A 15,639-nucleotide genomic window follows, 5' to 3' on the forward strand; every position below is an offset into this window, starting at 1 on the left:
TAAGCCGCGCTCATCACTTCAGCCTTTTTAAATTATATTTGCTGTAAATTACCTATGGATATGCAAAAACAGCCTTCGGCCTCTCATTTTACTTTCGATTGGATGGGGGCGCTGGTCCTTATTGGCGGTATGTTTGCCGGTACGATGCTGGTAGCTGTGCTGAATACTTTGTCTATTTTTTTGTTTAACAGAAACTTTCAGTACGAGGATTTTTACCTGATTATCGCCAATGTCGCAGGATTCTTAACCGCGATCTTCGCTTTTGATCATCTGATTGTAAGGCCACAAACTGGCCAGAAACTAAATTTTAATGTATCCGCTGCCAGCTTTTCGACTTATCTGCTGGTGTTCCCTATGATGTTTGGTATGATGCTGATCGCAGAATTTATTTCATCAAAAATCCCTACAACCGGAGCGTTTTTTGGGCCGTCTTATGAATTTTTCACTGAATTAATGGCTCAAATGACCAAGGATGAGGCCACCCTTATCGTACTCGCGGTGATTATGGCGCCACTTTTCGAAGAGATCATATTCCGGGGCATTATCCTTAAAGGGCTTATCAACAAAGGCATGAGACCTTTAATTGCCATCTTGCTTTCCTCATTAGCATTTGGTATAGTGCATGGTAACCCATGGCAGTTTGCTGGCGCCGTGCTTTTGGGCAGTGTGCTTGGCTTGGTATATTATAAGACCAAAACGCTGCTGTTGCCCATTTTACTGCATGCTTTTAATAACTTTTGTTCCGCATTGCTGATCTTTTATGCCGATACAGAAAGTTTTGCCGAAACCTTTAAGATATCAGAATATCTGCTACTCGCAGCTGGTGTGTCTCTATTTGGTTTTACCTATTATCTGTTCAGCAAGAAATTCAGTACTCCTGATTCCGAACCTAATCAATTATAAATAAAAATGGCTAAAGAACTGTTGATCGCAACACATAACCAACACAAGAAAGAAGAAATACAGCAGATTTTAGGGACTGATTTTACTGTAAAGTCGCTCACTGATTATGATTTGCATGAAGAGATCATAGAAGACGGCGAATCGTTTCATGCCAACGCCCTCATCAAGGCGCAGTATTGTTACGAAAAAACGGGGCAGCCGAGCATTGGTGACGATTCCGGACTTGTTGTGGAAGCGTTGGACGGCCGGCCTGGCATCTATTCTGCACGGTATGCCGGGGACCATGATTTTGCAAAAAATATGGCCAAGGTGTTAGATGAACTTGGCGATACCGAAAACCGCACGGCTTATTTTGTAACCGTGTTGTGCCTGGTAAACCAAAATGGCGTCCAGTACTTCGAGGGACGTGTGTACGGAACACTTACGAAAGACATCCGTGGGGAAAAAGGTTTTGGTTACGATCCTATCTTTATCGCAGATGGGGAATCGGTAACGTTCGCTGAAATGAAACCGGAGGATAAAAACCGCATCAGCCACCGCAGCCAGGCACTTGCAAAGCTTTTGGCTTTTCTCCAACAATAATGTCAACCCACATTTCGGGCAGTCACTGGTAGCGTAAACCTATTTTACACGCCAAAGATTTCGCTGAAAAAGTGTACTTTTGCCACTCGATATATTAAGAAACGATGTTAGAAAAAATTGATGATTTGCTGCTGCAGGTAGGAGCTTTCAATACTACCGATAAAGAAGAGATCGAGCAGTTCCGTATCCGGTTTAACGGAAAAAAAGGGATTCTGAACGATATTTTTGCGCAGTTCAAGACTGTGCCTAATGACCAGAAAAAGGCTTTCGGACAGAAAATCAACACCCTGAAACAAGCCGTGGAAGAAAAGCTGGAAACCCTAAAGTCAGCTTCTGCCTCTGCGTTTATTATTGAGAAGGAAGACCTTACACGTCCCGGTTTCCCCTCAGAATTAGGAACGCGCCATCCGATAAATATCGTGAAGAATAAAATCATCGATATTTTTAAATCCATTGGTTTCGCTGTAGCCGACGGCCCAGAGATCGAGGACGACTGGCACAACTTTACCGCGCTTAACCTACCGGAATATCACCCCGCAAGAGATATGCAGGATACTTTTTTCATTGAAACCCATCCTGATGTGCTGCTTCGTACGCATACCTCTTCGGTGCAAATCCGTTATATGGAAGAAAACCAGCCACCGATGCGGATTCTTTCCCCAGGCCGGGTTTTCCGTAATGAGGCTATTTCATCGCGCTCGCACTGTATTTTCCATCAGATCGAAGGACTGTATATTGATGAGCATGTGAGTTTTGCGGACCTGAAGCAAACCATACAGTATTTCACCACCGAACTTTTCGGTAAGTCTAAGATTAGGATGCGACCTTCTTACTTTCCGTTTACAGAACCAAGTGCCGAGGTAGATGTATATTGGGGCCTGAACTCTGAAACCGATTACCGAATCACCAAAGGCACCGGCTGGCTTGAGATTATGGGTTGCGGAATGGTAGATCCCGCGGTTTTACAGAACGTAAACATTGACGCTGATAAATATTCGGGTTATGCGTTCGGGATGGGGATTGAGCGTATTGTGATGCTCTTGTACCAAATGAGCGACATCCGTATGTTCTTCGAGAATGATAAAAGGATGCTGTCGCAGTTTCGCTCACTATAGATTTTTCATTTCAAACCTATAAGGTTTTTTAAAACCTTATAGGTTTAATAAGTTTATTCAGCTTAGCCTTTTTTCAGCCAGTTTTTTGCCTGGTTGTAGTCAATGTAATAGGTTAACTTCACAGATAAACTATTGACCATCGGTTCACTGAAAAGGCGCTCGAAATTCTTACTGAATCCAACGCGAGATTGTTCAAGGTAATTACCCACCGCGTTTCGGTAGAGTAGTGTGAGCTGGCTGCCCGGCGCAAACCACCATGAATATCTTACATCTACATTCCACGAGTTAAACGTGCCGTTTCTGTTTTCCGTAAAAAGTGTGGTGTCATTTACGCTGCCATCATTGTTCAGGGTAGAGAAATTTTTATAAGTTACCTCAGAGAAATAATGTCTGAAAGAAAGGTTCAGTGCCATGGTGTTATTAAAAGTATACTGTGACGATATCCCATTCTCGAATGTCAAACGGTTGCGCGTGCCCATGAAAATGTTTTCAGCATCTTTACCTGCGAATCCACGGTCGTTTTGCTGATAATTAATACTTGCGTTATAATAAAGTCTTAGCCTGTCAGAGAATTTGTAACTTGGGTTGAGCTCATAAATCAACTGATAGCGGCCTTTTTCATCAAACGCATAATAATCGATATAAGTGTTGAGACGGAATTTCTTACGACTGTCGGTATTGATGAAAATCCACGGGTTGATCATCGCCGGAACTTGCAGAAAACGGCCGGCCGTGCGTGGTTCGTAGATGTCATTTTCACCAAATGGCCAAATCATGAGCCCGCCACCAAACCCGAAGAAATTCTTGGTCTGCATATCAATACTGTTGTGGATCACGAACTCTGTAAACAGGTCATCATCTAAGCGGCGGTTATGTGTAAGATTCAAAGTGTACTGTAAAGTATTCAACCCACCTTTTGGCTGCAGATAGCGGTAAGAGTAGTTGGTGTTGATGCTGTGGAAATTCGTGCGGTCGAAATAACCGAGATCGCCAATGTCGTAATCTTTTGTGCGTACGAAATATTTAGCCCCGAAACGGTGTATGCCGGCCACTTTATTAAAACCTAAAGAGCTTTCATTCCCGAACTTTGTTTCATCATTCATCACGAAACTGCCTTTGGTGCCACCGTAATATTGGTACGTATTCTTCCTGTTTCTGATATCGAATAGCATCGCGGTAACATTGGCGTCGCGGAAACTGCCGTCACGCGTAACATTCGTATTCACAAGAGATACGGAGGAGTTACCCCTAAAACGCTGGTCCAGTACAAAAACATTATAATTTGCCCACGGTTCGGTAACTTCTTCACGGATGTCGCCGGTGTTGATATCGCGGATGGTGGCGGTGGTTTTTTCTGTAACGGCATTGAAGAAGCCAATGCCCAATCCTGCATTGGTGCGTCCTGAAATCTTTATCGCGTTGAAGAGTTTTACTTTTTCAGGGTTTTCCACAAATTCTTCGTCATTATTTAATCTGGCGGTTCCGGAAGGGCTGCCGCCGATACGCCTCGAATAGAAAAGGTCGCCCTTGCTGAAAAGCTCTGTGCCTTCAGTGAAAAAAGGCCGCTGTTCCTCGAACTGTACTTCAAATGGCGAAAGATTAAGCACGGACCTGTCGAAAGAAGTCTGGCCGAAATCAGGTATCAACGTCAAATCAAGGGTGAAGGCATCATTAATGCCGTATTTTAAATCCATACCACCATTGATGTTGGCGGCGGTTTTGCCATCATAATGGTTCAGATAAGTCGAAAGATAGGGGAGAAATGACAGCCTTACCGGCGGGTTGATGTTCTCAATGCCTGCCAATACGCCATCATACAGCATATAGCTTCCTTTTTCATTGTTCACGAAGTTCCAGTCATACATGGTACTGGTTCGGTTGACGAGCCTCAGCATATTGATGCCCCATTCCTGCACGTTCTTTTTGGGAAACCGAAGTTCAGAGTATGGGATCTTCATTTCGACTACCCAACCTTCATCGGTAATTTTCACGGCAGAAAACCACACGGCGTTCCAGCTGAAATCTTCCCCAAAATCGGTAGTGATTTTAGCATCTGCCTGCACACCCGCCGGTGTCAACAGGAATTCCAGACTTTGCTGATGGTCGTTATACCCATTAATGGTAACCCCGAAGATGTCATCATTTTCAATATTATCCCTTTCGGTAAGTTCTTTGGCAATCTTTGCAGGTTCGTGGTCGTACAGCGTCGCACCGAAATATATGCCGGTATCATCATAAAGTATCTTTACTTTTGACTTAAATAAATCGCTTTCAGCGCGGCCATTATTAGGTCTTCTTTCTACAAAGTTTTCCGCGGTGGCTGCTTGTTGCCAAATATCCTCATCCAGCACACCGTCAATTTTTGGGACCTCCGTAGCTTTTATGGCGCGTATTTTTTTTCTGGCAATGCTGTCGCTACTAACCGTTTGTGCAGAAAAGAGTGTGAAACTCCATAGAAAAAGTACTGAAAGCGAGCGGGATTTCATAGTTATTATTTTATTAATGATAGGACAATGCGGACCAGCATATTGTTACAATACAAACAAAAAAATCCGGTCATAGGCCGGATTTTGTCGTATATTTTTAATATTTGAACTGGTTATTTTACGAATCTTAGCGGGTATTTTACATTCCTATACGAATCGATGCTGGCTCTAAGCGATCCTACGGCCAGTTCAGCCTTTATAGAAATTGGCACCAGGTTTCGGTCATTACTTACCCAAAGCGTTACACCTTCCTTATCCCGAAACACACGCCCACTAATGACCTGCGGAATAATCTTCAGGCAGTTGATGGTACCAAATTTAGTTTTTACGTTTTCGGTGCCTACTACTTTTAGTTGGAAAGGGAAAAGCTCATCGTCGATCCAGATGTTGAGTTTCCTTACACTTCCTACCTTTAAGTCTGACGGTTCCAGGCTTCTTAAATGATAAAAAGCGGACAACATGTCTTGGACACCTCTGACAGTTTTAAGGGTTTTTGTAGTGTTTTTTTCCTTATCGGTAAGTTGCAGCGTGTTATTGCTGTGGTTAAAAAGCGTTTCCAGATGCTGGGTATAACCACCTTCCTGTACATTCCTTACATAAAAACTGGGCAGGCCAGACCGTTCATTGATGTAACTTTCATAATGGTCTTCCACCTTGAAAAAGGCACGTACCGCGCCGGTAGTGCGCCCATAACCTTTTACGTAATAATGTGGTTGGCCCTTATATGATGTTTTGGTGGCCGAAAGTGTCGCGGTTCCGGCATTCAGCACCCCATAGTGAATTCTGTAGTTGAGAACCTCACCAGACTGAATGTTATCAAGTTTTTGGGAATAGATTAGGGAGAAAAAGAAAAGCCCTAATAGACTAAAAAATTTATTCATATCCTATGTTTTGCAAAAAATTTGCCATACTATATCACCCTACTTTTTGACACTTTTTTGTGTAGCGTTATGCCCTTTATACCCCTTATGCGTGGCTTTGCTTCTTTTATTTTTCTTAAATTTGGCGATTGAAACAAAATATTCACTAATGATTACAACCGATATATTGATTATAGGAGCAGGGCCTACAGGGCTTTTTGCTGTATTTGAGGCAGGTTTGCTGAAAATGAAATGTCACCTCATCGACGCGTTACCACAGCCAGGCGGACAACTTACAGAACTCTACCCAAAGAAACCTATTTTCGATATACCAGGCTTCCCATCAATTAACGCCGGGGATCTTGTTGACAACCTGATGGAGCAGATCAAGCAGTTTCAGCCCGGTTTTACCCTTGGCGAGACTGCACAGACCTTAACTAAACTTGAAGACGGCACTTTCGAGGTCATCACCAACAAAGGTACCGTACATCACGCCAAAGCGGTAGCTATTGCCGGTGGACTGGGGACATTTGAACCACGGAAACCAGCCATCGAGAATATCGCTGAATACGAAGAAAAAGGCGTGGAATATTTCATTAAAGAACCAGAGCATTTCCGTCATAAGAAAGTGGTGATCGCAGGTGGTGGCGATTCTGCCCTCGACTGGAGCATCTTTTTGGCCAATGTTGCCGCAGAGGTTACCCTCATCCACCGCCGTAATGAATTCCGGGGCGCGCTGGATTCCGTAGAAAAAGTGCAGGACCTGAAAAATCAGGGCAAAATCAACCTCATTACCCCCGCAGAAGTTACCGGTATCAAAGGAGAGGGTAAAGTTACCGCGATTACCATCGAAAAAGATGGCGAAACGTTTGACCTGGAGACTGATTACTTCATACCATTGTTCGGTCTTACACCAAAACTCGGCGATTTGGCTAACTGGGGCCTGGAGATTGAAAAAAATGCCATCGTGGTAAATAACGCGCTTGATTATCAGACCAATATACCCGGTGTTTACGCGATTGGCGATATCAATACCTATCCAGGGAAACTTAAACTGATTCTCTGTGGTTTCCACGAAGCTACGCTGATGTGCCAGAGTGTGTATAACATGCTGAATCCCGGGAAAAAATATGTACTGAAATATACCACGGTAAGTGGAGTGGATGGTTTCGATGGCAGCCGAAAAGAAGCGGAGAAAGCTGTGGTAAAGAAGATTGATTAAGGTGTCTTTTCACAACGTTTAAAAAAGAGTCAATCCATCACAGAAGTCTACCAAACACCTGCATATATGAACGGGATATTGGTAGAAATGCACCGGACACCTAAAGAAATGAACCGGACGCTTGTAGAAATGAACGGGACGCTTGTGGAAATGGACCGGACACCCGCAGAAATGGACGGGACACCCACAGAAATGAACGGGACGCTTGTTCTGCCCATTTATTTAGATAAAAACACAATAATTATTTGATTTATGTGCTGCATTTGTAATTTTATGGTGTTAAATATAAAGATTTAATAAAACCAAAACCCGAAACCGAAACATCAGTTTCAGGCAATATAGATACAAGGATAATAATCAAGGAAAAGGGATAATCAATGGTGATGGTAGTAAAAAGACTTAAAAATTTACTTGCTTAGAACAGCGTGTAGGATTAATCCATAATTTAAAAATTCATAATTAAAATCATTCAATGCAGGATATTAATTTAAAAATTACCGACCGGAATGGGGATACACACGAAATCGTAGCGCCCACCGACATGTCGATGAACCTGATGGAGGTCATCCGCTCCTTTGAACTTGCAGATGAAGGTACGATTGGGGTTTGCGGCGGGATGGCGATGTGCGCTTCCTGTCAGGTTTACATTACCGGCGGTGCTGAAAAACTGGTGCCGATGGATGCGGAAGAAGACGCTATGCTTAGCGAAGCTTTCCATGTGGAAGATAATTCAAGACTTAGCTGTCAGATCCGCATCAGTCCAGAGATTGATGGCTTAGAGGTGGCGATTGCACCGTATCCTTAGAATTAAGATTCCTTAGAAAAATAAATATCCAGAACGCATTGTTCTGGATATTTTTATTTAATTATCTCTTAGGGATTTCTTTCAGGATTTCTTTCAGGAAGGACCAGAATTTCTGTGCTGAACTGATGCTCGCACGCTCATCCGGTGAATGTGCGCCACGTATTGTGGGCCCGAAACTCACCATTTCCATCTCGGGATAGTTCGCGCCGATGATGCCACACTCCAGTCCCGCGTGGCCCGCTACAACATGAGGTTTGGTACCGAAATCTTTTTCGTAGATGTTTTCCATCAGTTTTACAATTGCCGAGCCCGGTTTTGGTTTCCACCCAGGATAGGATCCACTGAACTTCACATTCATCCCAGCCAGTTCAAACACCGATTTCAGTTGCTCAGCAACCGCATATTTGGTAGATTCTACCGAGGAGCGTGACAGGTTAAGGATCTTAAGTTCGCCGTTTTTAAGTTCTACACGAGCGATGTTGTTAGAGGTTTCTACAAGGTCTGCCACATCAGGGCTCATTCGGTACACACCATTATGTGCGGCTTTCAGTGCAAGAATAATATTTCGGGAATCTTTTTCTGATAGGGCTTTCTCAACCGAAGTGCTGTGTTCGATATTGATGGAAATATTGGGTTCGACAGCGGAAAATTCTTCTAAAGTAGCGGCTTTCAACGCGACAGCCTGGTTGATGAACTCTTCTGCGTTACGAACGGAAACCACTGCGTTCGCTTCGCGCGGAATCGCATTCCGGAGGCCGCCGGCATCGATGGTAACAAGTTGAATGTTTTCATTTTCAATACCCGTGTACAGCAGTCGCCCGAGCAGCACGTTGGCGTTGCCAAGTCCTTTGTGGATATCCATGCCAGAGTGGCCGCCCTGTAATCCTTTTATTTCAATCTTTACGATTTGGCCATTTGCCTCTTGCAAAGGGTAAGATTGTGTAGCCGTAACATCTATGCCGCCTGCACAGCCGATATCGATTTCGTCATCTTCCTCCGTATCCAGATTCAATAGGATTTCGCCTTGCAGCAGACCTGGTTTCAGACCAAAGGCGCCAGTCATCCCTGTTTCTTCATCGATGGTGAAAAGTGCTTCAATACTGGGATGCGCGATGTCTGTACTTTCCAAAACTGCCATCATGGCTGCCACGCCCAGACCGTTATCCGCGCCCAGTGTGGTGCCTTTGGCTTTCACCCAGTCGCCGTCTACCTCCATTTCAATTCCTTGTGTGGCAAAGTCGAACTGTACATCAGCGTTTTTTTGGTGTACCATGTCGAGGTGCGATTGCAGTACGACGGTTTTTCGGTCCTCCATACCCGCAGTCGCAGGTTTTTTTATAAGCACGTTTCCGGTGTCATCTACGGAAGTTTCCAGCCCGAGGTTCTCACCAAAATTCTTAATGAAAGCAATCACCTGTTCCTCTTTTTTTGAAGGTCTTGGTACGGCATTCAGCGCTGCAAAATTTCTCCAGATGGGTTGTGGTTCTAGTCCTGAAATATTCATATCATTATATTGTTTTAATGTTAGCAGCCGCATTCGCCAAAGATCGGCGTAGTTACTTTTTCACCGCTGCTTTTGTTTTCTACGGTTAATTGGCCTTCAAATATCATCAATTCTTCTTGGGCACTCAGTTGTTTCCCACTCATAGTCACGCGATATTGGGCGTTTTCAATGGTCTTCTTGAAATTTGAGGGGTCGAAATCGCCTTCGTTCATGGGGATCTTCACCAGTTTCCCGTCCAGTTTAAGGTAAGCGCTGCTGCCGTAATCATCTGCGTAAATGAATTGCTGTCTTTCAAATTCCTGTTCGTCTTTCGCGAAGTAGCAAGAGCAACCTTCCACCTCGGGCGGAATGGCAAAGGTTTCTAAAAGTAGCGTGTCTTTGGTAAAATCGCTGGTTTGGATACTGTCCTGAAGCATTACCGATAAAGTGTCGGCAGGTATGCCGGAGATTTCATTAGATTCTTTGCTACAAGCCACAGATGCTGTCAATGATGCGATTATGAGGAATTTTAAGACTTTCATTGATGAAAATTTTAATAAAGATCCAAAGATAATAAATATTGGCGCTATGACGGTGGAGATGCAGGTTCACCTTTAGAAATCAATTGTTATTTAGCAGTTTCTTAACAGTTGTCGCTGCCTGATTGTTTGTACTTTGTATAATTAAAAAACTATTTTTGTGCGATGGATTATCCAAGTAAAGTATTAGCCAAAGCAGTTGAAGAAATTTCCGGACTTCCCGGTATTGGTAAAAAATCGGCACTGAGGTTGGCACTCCACCTGTTGAAGCAACCCGACAGCCAGGCCATTTCATTGGGAGACTCGCTCAAGAAACTGGTGATAGATATTAAATACTGCCGTAATTGCCATAACTTTTCAGATGCTGAGATCTGTGAAATCTGCGCAGATGAACGACGAAGCGACGATGTATTGTGCATCGTAGAAGACGTACGCGATGTGATGGCGATAGAAAATACGGGTAAATACCGGGGTAAATATTTGGTTTTGGGAGGTAAAATTTCGCCGATGGAAGGGGTAGGACCCAGCCAGCTAAATATTTCATCCATTGGGAAGAAACTTGAGAACGCCACGGTCAAAGAGCTTATATTCGCGCTCAGCGCTACGATGGAAGGTGATACCACGGCTTATTACATCTATAAAAAGTTTAAAAATTCGGGCGTGTCATTTTCCACCATTGCCCGCGGTATTTCAGTTGGGGATGAACTGGAGTATGCTGATGAGATCTCCCTCGGCCGCTCTATACAGAACCGCCTGCCGTACACAGAAAAAGACTAAGGATTATTCCCCGGAAATCGTTATTTTAGCCTTGCCAAAAATGGTTTTCTTACCGTGATTTCTGTTATCATCCCTGTTTACAACGCCGAAAAAACCCTTGAAAAAGCACTGCTGTCTGTAAAGAAACAGACGTGGGACGGTGTTTTTGAAGTCATTGTAGTTAATGATGGCTCTACAGACCAAAGCGCTGAGGTGATCGCGCGTTTCAGAGCACAGCATCCGAAGATGAACATTCGTGTAATCCATCAGGAAAATGGTGGTGCCTCCAAGGCTCGCAATGCAGGTTTACAAATGGCCAGTCACGATTTTATCGCGCTTTTGGACGCGGATGATGAATGGCTCCCAGAGAAAACGGAAAAACAGTTGAACTTGCTCCTTGATGCTCATTTGAATATTGATTTTCTGTCGTGTCTGCGCGTAGGAGACCGCATCCGTTTCCCCTATCGGGTGGGCAAACATCATCTGGCTGCTATGACGTTCCGGAAACTGATGTTGCGTAATGGCGCGCCTACGCCAACCGTGATCTTCCGGAAAGAGATCTTGCGGCATACCGGTTTTTTTGATCCCAACCAGCGTTACGCGGAAGACCTGAATTACTGGCTGCGGATATCACTTAATCACAAAATGTATATTCTTGATGACTCCTTGGTCATCACGGGGGCAGGTAAACGTTCATTTGGCGTATCGGGACTTTCAGCGAATCTGCGGGAAATGGAGCGTGGTTTCCAGAAAAATCTGCGGGGTATGCGGGATCTAGAAGCCATCAGCAACGTAGCGTTTTTATCGTACAGGCTGTTTTATAAATTAAAGTATCTGGTGAGATTGGCTCGTCACAATTTTTATAATCTGTTAGGGAAATGAAACTATCAGTCATCATGGTACATTATAATGTGGCGGATCTGCTGCGAAAATGTCTTATTTCAGCTGAAAAATATCTGAAAGGCATCACCCACGAAATCATCGTGATTGATAATGCTTCGCCGGATCATTCGTGGCAGATGCTTAGGGATGAATTCCCACAGGTGAAATTTATCGCCGCAGATGAAAATCGCGGTTTTGCGGTAGCCAATAATTCGGCCGCCAAAATTGCGGAGGGCGACTATCTGTTGCTGCTGAACCCTGATACAGAATTTGAAGGAGATGATATGCCCGAAATTTTAAATTTCGCGGATGCCCAGAAAGATTTGGGCTGCCTTGGCGTTAGGATGCACGATGCTTCAGGGCAGTTTCTGCCAGAAAGTAAACGGTCGGTGCCGGATATGTTCAATTCTTTCGAGAAGCTATTTACAGGCTTTCGCCGACAGCAAGCAAAATCCTATTACCGAAATGATGTCCCGGAACATGAAATTGCTGAAGTAGAGGTAATTACCGGTGCTTTTCTACTGATAAAACGCGAACTTTATCTTGAAGTTGATGGTTTGGATGAAAGTTACTTCATGTACGGTGAAGACATCGACCTTTGTTATACGCTGCTGAGGAAAAATTATAGCAACTGGTATTACGGTAAAGCCTCTATCCTTCATCATAAAGGCGAAAGTACCGTGAAAGACGCGGTGTATCTGCAGCGTTTTTATGGCGCGATGCAGATTTTCGTGGATAAATACTACAAGGAGACCAAACCGTTGCAGCACTGGCTTCTGTCGGTAGGTCTTCAGTTTCGCCATTATCTTGAGAAAAGGAAACTGCACAAAAAAGAGGCATAAACTTTATACCTCTTCAATTATTATATCTTTTAAATAATCTCTTATTTTGCGGCTGCTGCAGGCAGCGTAGCCGGATTATTGGTCCCCGGTGCGGTTTGCGGTGCAGATGTCTCCTTCTGTACAGGTGCTTTCGGTATCGCGATGGAAGGCTTTGCAGTAAGGATGACACTCAGTAGGATTAAGCCAACGATGCTTCCACCCAAGATCCATGTTGCTTTTTCCATAAAATCATTGGTACGCTGTACCCCGAACTGTGCGGAGGATGTACCGCCGAAAGTACCGGAAAGTCCGCCACCCTTAGGATTCTGTGCCATAATAATGATTATTAGCAGAACGCTAAGAATGATGATGAGGATCATGAATAATGTAAATATTGTGCCCATTCCGTTTTTTAGATTTTCGAACTGCAAATATAATTATTATTTTTAAAATTGCAGTTTATTTATGCAAAACTGCGGTCATTAATATAAATGACTGTAATCCGATGTTATACTTAGGCCGATGGGTATTAATTTTTGTTATTAAAGATAAAAAATGTTTTAATTTGCCTTATGAAAAATTTTCTCCTTAATCATGTGAGTTTTGATTCATTAACCACACTTTTCAGTCAGGCACCCGTAGCATTGGCCATGTTGATGGGAGAAGAACAAATCGTAGAAGTTGCCAACGAGCAGATCCTCGAACTTTGGGGCAAAGACCGTAGTGTAATTGGGCTGCCGATTATAGAAGCGCTCCCCGAAATTCGCGATCAGGGTTTTCCTAAAATCTTGAAAGATGTTTATCGAACCGGTATCCCTTTTAAGGGGAATGAAGTATTGGCCGTACTTATCAAAAATGGCATCCCTACGGACTGTTATTTCGATTTTGTGTATTCACCTATTTATAATGAAGGGGTAGTTACCGGAATCAGCGTGGTCGCAACAGAGGTGACGGATAAAGTACTCTCGGATAAAAAACTTCACGAAAGTGAACTCCGCTTCAAAGAATTGCTGCTGATTTCAGATTATTCTACCGCAATTTACCGTGGTCGCGATTTAATTATTGAATTCGCCAATGATAAAATGATTAAAACCTGGGGTAAAGATGCCTCCGTAATCGGTAAAAAACTTGAAGACGCCATCCCCGAACTTGCAGGGCAACCATTTGTGCAGATTCTACAGAGTATTTACGAAACCGGCGAAACCTATATCGCACAGGAGGACAGGGTAGATCTGGTGGTAGATGGCGTTCTACAGACCTTCTATTACAATTTTTCATACAAACCTCTTCACGATGCTAATGGTGAGATCTATGCCATCATGAATGTCGCTGTTAACGTAACAGAATTGGTAAATGCACGCCAGAAAGCCCAGTCTAATGAATATGAATACCGCACGCTCGCCGAAGCGATGTCACAAATGGTTTGGACAGCCAAGCCAGATGGCAAAATAGACTTCTGCAGCCGCAACATGAGCGACTTGTTTGGGTGCAAAGAAATGGAGATAGAGGATTTCGATTTTGGAAAATTCATACATCCTGATGATCGGGCAAAGCACCGCCTCCTCTGGCGCAATGCAGTCGCCACAAAAAAGAATTTTGAACTCGAATACAGGCTTTTCAGTAAAGCCGCCGGGCAATATATTTGGTACTTAAGCCGTGCTACGCCTGTTATTGATGATGAAGGTAACATCATAAAATGGATTGGCACCGCTACAGATATTAATGAATTTAAAAACCTCGTTTCACAGAAAGATACTTTTCTTGGTATTGCCAGCCATGAACTTAAAACACCGCTTACTTCCCTGAAACTTTATGCACAAGTCCTGGAAAGAATGCTGAAGAAAAGCGGTGATGAAAAAAATGCAGAATTCGCACATAAGATGGATATGCAGGTCGTAAAACTCACTTCCTTAATCGCTGACCTTTTGGATGTTACAAAAATAAATGCCGGTAAGATTCATCTGAATGAACACCTGTTCAATTTCGCAAAACTGGTGGAAGAAACGGTTGAAGAACAACAAATGTCCACTTCTCATAAAATTGAAGTCTACATGGAAAGCGAGGGTATGGTTTTTGCTGACAAAGAACGGATTGCCCAGGTCATGAGTAATTTAATCTCCAACGCAATCAAATATTCACCCGAGGCACAACGCATTGTGGTACAAACCAAAGCAGACGGCAATAACATCATATTCTGTGTGCAGGATTTTGGTATCGGTATGCCCGCAGAGAAGATCCATAAAGTCTTCGAGCAGTATTATCGTGTGAGTGGTGATGAGGAAAATACGTATCCGGGATTGGGCTTAGGACTGTACATTGCAGCACAGATTATAGAACGATCCAATGGTAAAATCTGGGTGGAAAGCGAGCTTGACAAAGGATCAGTTTTCTATTTTTCGCTGCCGCTGGCCCAACCTTAACTTATGATGCAAAGATGAATTCAAAGAAAATTGTAATTGTAGATGACGACACGGCGATCCTAGACTCGCTATCGGTAATGTTGGATTTTGAAGGGTTTGATGTAAACGCTTTCGAGCGTGGATCAGAGATATTTCAGTTCGTAGAATCTGTTTCCAAACCAGATCTCATTATGCTTGATATTTGGCTCTCCGGCGAAGATGGCCGTGATATCTGTAAGAAATTAAAAGAAAATGAGACCACTAAGAACATCCCAGTCGTGATGATGTCAGCCGCGCGTGGACTCGAAAATACGGCTTACCATTCTGGCGCAAGCGCGTTTATTGCAAAACCTTTTGAGATTGAGGAAGTAGTGGATAAACTGCACCAACTGACTTCCTGATTTCTGTCTATCAAACCCGAACTACATCGAAATTGAAAGATGTAGTAAAATTCATCTGGAAATTCGAGTTTAAACGGTATTTAAGTTTCTTGGAGATCTCAGTAAGTAGATTAAAATAATCTGTTTTTGCCAAATCATCTTCAAAAAGTTTCTGATTGTTCAGTTTAATCCCCGAATCATCGAACCTGATATATTCCAGACCATAATGCGCGTGAAGTTTCTCAAGAAATTTCAGATCCTCTAAAGAAAGTATATTTTCAGACATGGCTAATTGTTTTTAAGTTAGAATCTTAGCTTCAATTTTTATGCCTTTTTTAAGAAATGATAACACCTTTTTAAGATTTAAGCTATTCGTTCTCATGCACCATATAATCCATAAAAAAAA

17 protein-coding genes are annotated in these 15,639 nt (G+C 43.2%); 11 read left to right on the forward strand and 6 right to left on the reverse strand.

Annotation, left to right across the window (positions count from 1 at the left end; all coding sequences use genetic code 11):
• The first annotated feature begins 60 nt into the window (after nucleotides 1-60).
• The 3 genes from CO230_RS04500 (at nucleotide 61) to CO230_RS04510 (ending at nucleotide 2,600) form a co-directional block, all read left to right on the forward strand.
• Nucleotides 61-903, forward strand: coding sequence for a CPBP family intramembrane glutamic endopeptidase (locus tag CO230_RS04500; RefSeq protein WP_122028888.1), 843 nt, complete (start codon nucleotides 61-63; stop codon nucleotides 901-903).
• A 6-nt stretch (nucleotides 904-909) separates the two neighbouring features.
• Nucleotides 910-1,485 carry an RdgB/HAM1 family non-canonical purine NTP pyrophosphatase gene (gene rdgB, locus CO230_RS04505; protein WP_122027500.1) on the forward strand — a complete coding sequence of 192 codons (576 nt, stop codon included), beginning with the start codon at nucleotides 910-912 and terminating at the stop codon, nucleotides 1,483-1,485.
• A gap of 104 nt (nucleotides 1,486-1,589) precedes the next feature.
• Nucleotides 1,590-2,600, forward strand: coding sequence for a phenylalanine--tRNA ligase subunit alpha (locus CO230_RS04510; RefSeq protein WP_122027501.1), 1,011 nt, complete (start codon nucleotides 1,590-1,592; stop codon nucleotides 2,598-2,600).
• Between the two features lie 62 nt (nucleotides 2,601-2,662).
• Here the strand turns inward: CO230_RS04510 and CO230_RS04515 are convergent, their stop codons facing one another.
• Both CO230_RS04515 and CO230_RS04520 read right to left on the reverse strand, forming a co-directional pair.
• The gene (locus CO230_RS04515; protein WP_122027502.1) at nucleotides 2,663-5,086 is read right to left on the reverse strand and encodes a DUF5916 domain-containing protein; all 2,424 of its coding nucleotides are present in this window, start codon (nucleotides 5,084-5,086) and stop codon (nucleotides 2,663-2,665) included.
• Nucleotides 5,087-5,199: 113 nt separating this feature from the next.
• A complete protein-coding gene (locus CO230_RS04520; RefSeq protein ID WP_122027503.1) occupies nucleotides 5,200-5,967 on the reverse strand; it encodes a DUF3108 domain-containing protein in 768 nt (255 codons plus the stop codon).
• Nucleotides 5,968-6,115: 148 nt separating this feature from the next.
• On the opposite strand from CO230_RS04520, the gene CO230_RS04525 reads away from it, so the two are divergent.
• The 3 genes from CO230_RS04525 (at nucleotide 6,116) to CO230_RS04535 (ending at nucleotide 7,973) form a co-directional block, all read left to right on the forward strand.
• Nucleotides 6,116-7,168, forward strand: a complete 1,053-nt coding sequence (locus CO230_RS04525; RefSeq protein ID WP_122028889.1) for an NAD(P)/FAD-dependent oxidoreductase — start codon at nucleotides 6,116-6,118, stop codon at nucleotides 7,166-7,168.
• Nucleotides 7,169-7,234: 66 nt separating this feature from the next.
• Entirely contained in the window at nucleotides 7,235-7,417 is a 183-nt protein-coding gene (locus CO230_RS04530) for a hypothetical protein (protein WP_122027504.1), read from the forward strand.
• A 223-nt stretch (nucleotides 7,418-7,640) separates the two neighbouring features.
• Nucleotides 7,641-7,973 (forward strand): 2Fe-2S iron-sulfur cluster-binding protein, encoded by a 333-nt coding sequence (locus CO230_RS04535; RefSeq protein ID WP_122027505.1) that lies wholly within the window; start codon nucleotides 7,641-7,643, stop codon nucleotides 7,971-7,973.
• 61 nt (nucleotides 7,974-8,034) lie between these two features.
• Here the strand turns inward: CO230_RS04535 and CO230_RS04540 are convergent, their stop codons facing one another.
• Together CO230_RS04540 and CO230_RS04545 are read right to left on the reverse strand one after the other, a co-directional pair.
• Entirely contained in the window at nucleotides 8,035-9,477 is a 1,443-nt protein-coding gene (locus tag CO230_RS04540) for an aminoacyl-histidine dipeptidase (protein ID WP_122028890.1), read from the reverse strand.
• A 20-nt stretch (nucleotides 9,478-9,497) separates the two neighbouring features.
• Nucleotides 9,498-9,998, reverse strand: a complete 501-nt coding sequence (locus CO230_RS04545; RefSeq protein WP_122027506.1) for a hypothetical protein — start codon at nucleotides 9,996-9,998, stop codon at nucleotides 9,498-9,500.
• A 162-nt stretch (nucleotides 9,999-10,160) separates the two neighbouring features.
• Here CO230_RS04545 and recR point away from each other — a divergent pair, with 162 nt between their 5' ends.
• From recR to CO230_RS04560, 3 genes are read left to right on the forward strand one after another with little or no spacing between them, the layout of a single operon-like run.
• Nucleotides 10,161-10,772 (forward strand): recombination mediator RecR, encoded by a 612-nt coding sequence (recR, locus tag CO230_RS04550; RefSeq protein WP_122027507.1) that lies wholly within the window; start codon nucleotides 10,161-10,163, stop codon nucleotides 10,770-10,772.
• Between the two features lie 54 nt (nucleotides 10,773-10,826).
• Nucleotides 10,827-11,633 (forward strand): glycosyltransferase family 2 protein, encoded by an 807-nt coding sequence (locus CO230_RS04555; protein WP_122027508.1) that lies wholly within the window; start codon nucleotides 10,827-10,829, stop codon nucleotides 11,631-11,633.
• On the forward strand, nucleotides 11,630-12,475 hold the full coding sequence (locus CO230_RS04560; RefSeq protein ID WP_122027509.1) for a glycosyltransferase family 2 protein: 846 nt from the start codon (nucleotides 11,630-11,632) through the stop codon (nucleotides 12,473-12,475). Before CO230_RS04555 ends, CO230_RS04560 begins: the two co-directional genes overlap by 4 nt.
• A 41-nt stretch (nucleotides 12,476-12,516) precedes the next feature.
• Here the strand turns inward: CO230_RS04560 and secG are convergent, their stop codons facing one another.
• Nucleotides 12,517-12,858 carry a preprotein translocase subunit SecG gene (gene secG / locus CO230_RS04565; RefSeq protein ID WP_122027510.1) on the reverse strand — a complete coding sequence of 114 codons (342 nt, stop codon included), beginning with the start codon at nucleotides 12,856-12,858 and terminating at the stop codon, nucleotides 12,517-12,519.
• Between the two features lie 168 nt (nucleotides 12,859-13,026).
• Between secG and CO230_RS04570 the strand changes: the two genes are divergently transcribed.
• Nucleotides 13,027-14,874 (forward strand): PAS domain-containing sensor histidine kinase, encoded by a 1,848-nt coding sequence (locus CO230_RS04570; protein ID WP_122027511.1) that lies wholly within the window; start codon nucleotides 13,027-13,029, stop codon nucleotides 14,872-14,874.
• A gap of 14 nt (nucleotides 14,875-14,888) precedes the next feature.
• Nucleotides 14,889-15,254: a PleD family two-component system response regulator gene (locus CO230_RS04575; protein ID WP_122027512.1), complete on the forward strand. Its 366-nt coding sequence runs from the start codon at nucleotides 14,889-14,891 to the stop codon at nucleotides 15,252-15,254.
• Nucleotides 15,255-15,264: 10 nt separating this feature from the next.
• Here CO230_RS04575 and CO230_RS04580 read toward each other — a convergent pair whose 3' ends face one another.
• Nucleotides 15,265-15,519, reverse strand: coding sequence for a hypothetical protein (locus CO230_RS04580; protein ID WP_122027513.1), 255 nt, complete (start codon nucleotides 15,517-15,519; stop codon nucleotides 15,265-15,267).
• Nucleotides 15,520-15,639: the final 120 nt, after the last annotated feature.

This window comes from Chryseobacterium sp. 6424 (assembly GCF_003692615.1).
GTDB lineage: Bacteria > Bacteroidota > Bacteroidia > Flavobacteriales > Weeksellaceae > Kaistella.

Bases quoted from the DNA above. Each gene is read 5' to 3' on its own strand.
- CO230_RS04500 (WP_122028888.1), top strand. From the start codon at position 61: ATGCAAAAACAGCCTTCGGCCTCTCATTTTACTTTCGATTGGATGGGG.
- rdgB (WP_122027500.1), top strand. From the start codon at position 910: ATGGCTAAAGAACTGTTGATCGCAACACATAACCAACACAAGAAAGAA.
- CO230_RS04510 (WP_122027501.1), top strand. From the start codon at position 1,590: ATGTTAGAAAAAATTGATGATTTGCTGCTGCAGGTAGGAGCTTTCAAT.
- CO230_RS04515 (WP_122027502.1), bottom strand. From the start codon at position 5,086: ATGAAATCCCGCTCGCTTTCAGTACTTTTTCTATGGAGTTTCACACTC.
- CO230_RS04520 (WP_122027503.1), bottom strand. From the start codon at position 5,967: ATGAATAAATTTTTTAGTCTATTAGGGCTTTTCTTTTTCTCCCTAATC.
- CO230_RS04525 (WP_122028889.1), top strand. From the start codon at position 6,116: ATGATTACAACCGATATATTGATTATAGGAGCAGGGCCTACAGGGCTT.
- CO230_RS04530 (WP_122027504.1), top strand. From the start codon at position 7,235: ATGAACGGGATATTGGTAGAAATGCACCGGACACCTAAAGAAATGAAC.
- CO230_RS04535 (WP_122027505.1), top strand. From the start codon at position 7,641: ATGCAGGATATTAATTTAAAAATTACCGACCGGAATGGGGATACACAC.
- CO230_RS04540 (WP_122028890.1), bottom strand. From the start codon at position 9,477: ATGAATATTTCAGGACTAGAACCACAACCCATCTGGAGAAATTTTGCA.
- CO230_RS04545 (WP_122027506.1), bottom strand. From the start codon at position 9,998: ATGAAAGTCTTAAAATTCCTCATAATCGCATCATTGACAGCATCTGTG.
- recR (WP_122027507.1), top strand. From the start codon at position 10,161: ATGGATTATCCAAGTAAAGTATTAGCCAAAGCAGTTGAAGAAATTTCC.
- CO230_RS04560 (WP_122027509.1), top strand. From the start codon at position 11,630: ATGAAACTATCAGTCATCATGGTACATTATAATGTGGCGGATCTGCTG.
- secG (WP_122027510.1), bottom strand. From the start codon at position 12,858: ATGGGCACAATATTTACATTATTCATGATCCTCATCATCATTCTTAGC.
- CO230_RS04570 (WP_122027511.1), top strand. From the start codon at position 13,027: ATGAAAAATTTTCTCCTTAATCATGTGAGTTTTGATTCATTAACCACA.
- CO230_RS04575 (WP_122027512.1), top strand. From the start codon at position 14,889: ATGAATTCAAAGAAAATTGTAATTGTAGATGACGACACGGCGATCCTA.
- CO230_RS04580 (WP_122027513.1), bottom strand. From the start codon at position 15,519: ATGTCTGAAAATATACTTTCTTTAGAGGATCTGAAATTTCTTGAGAAA.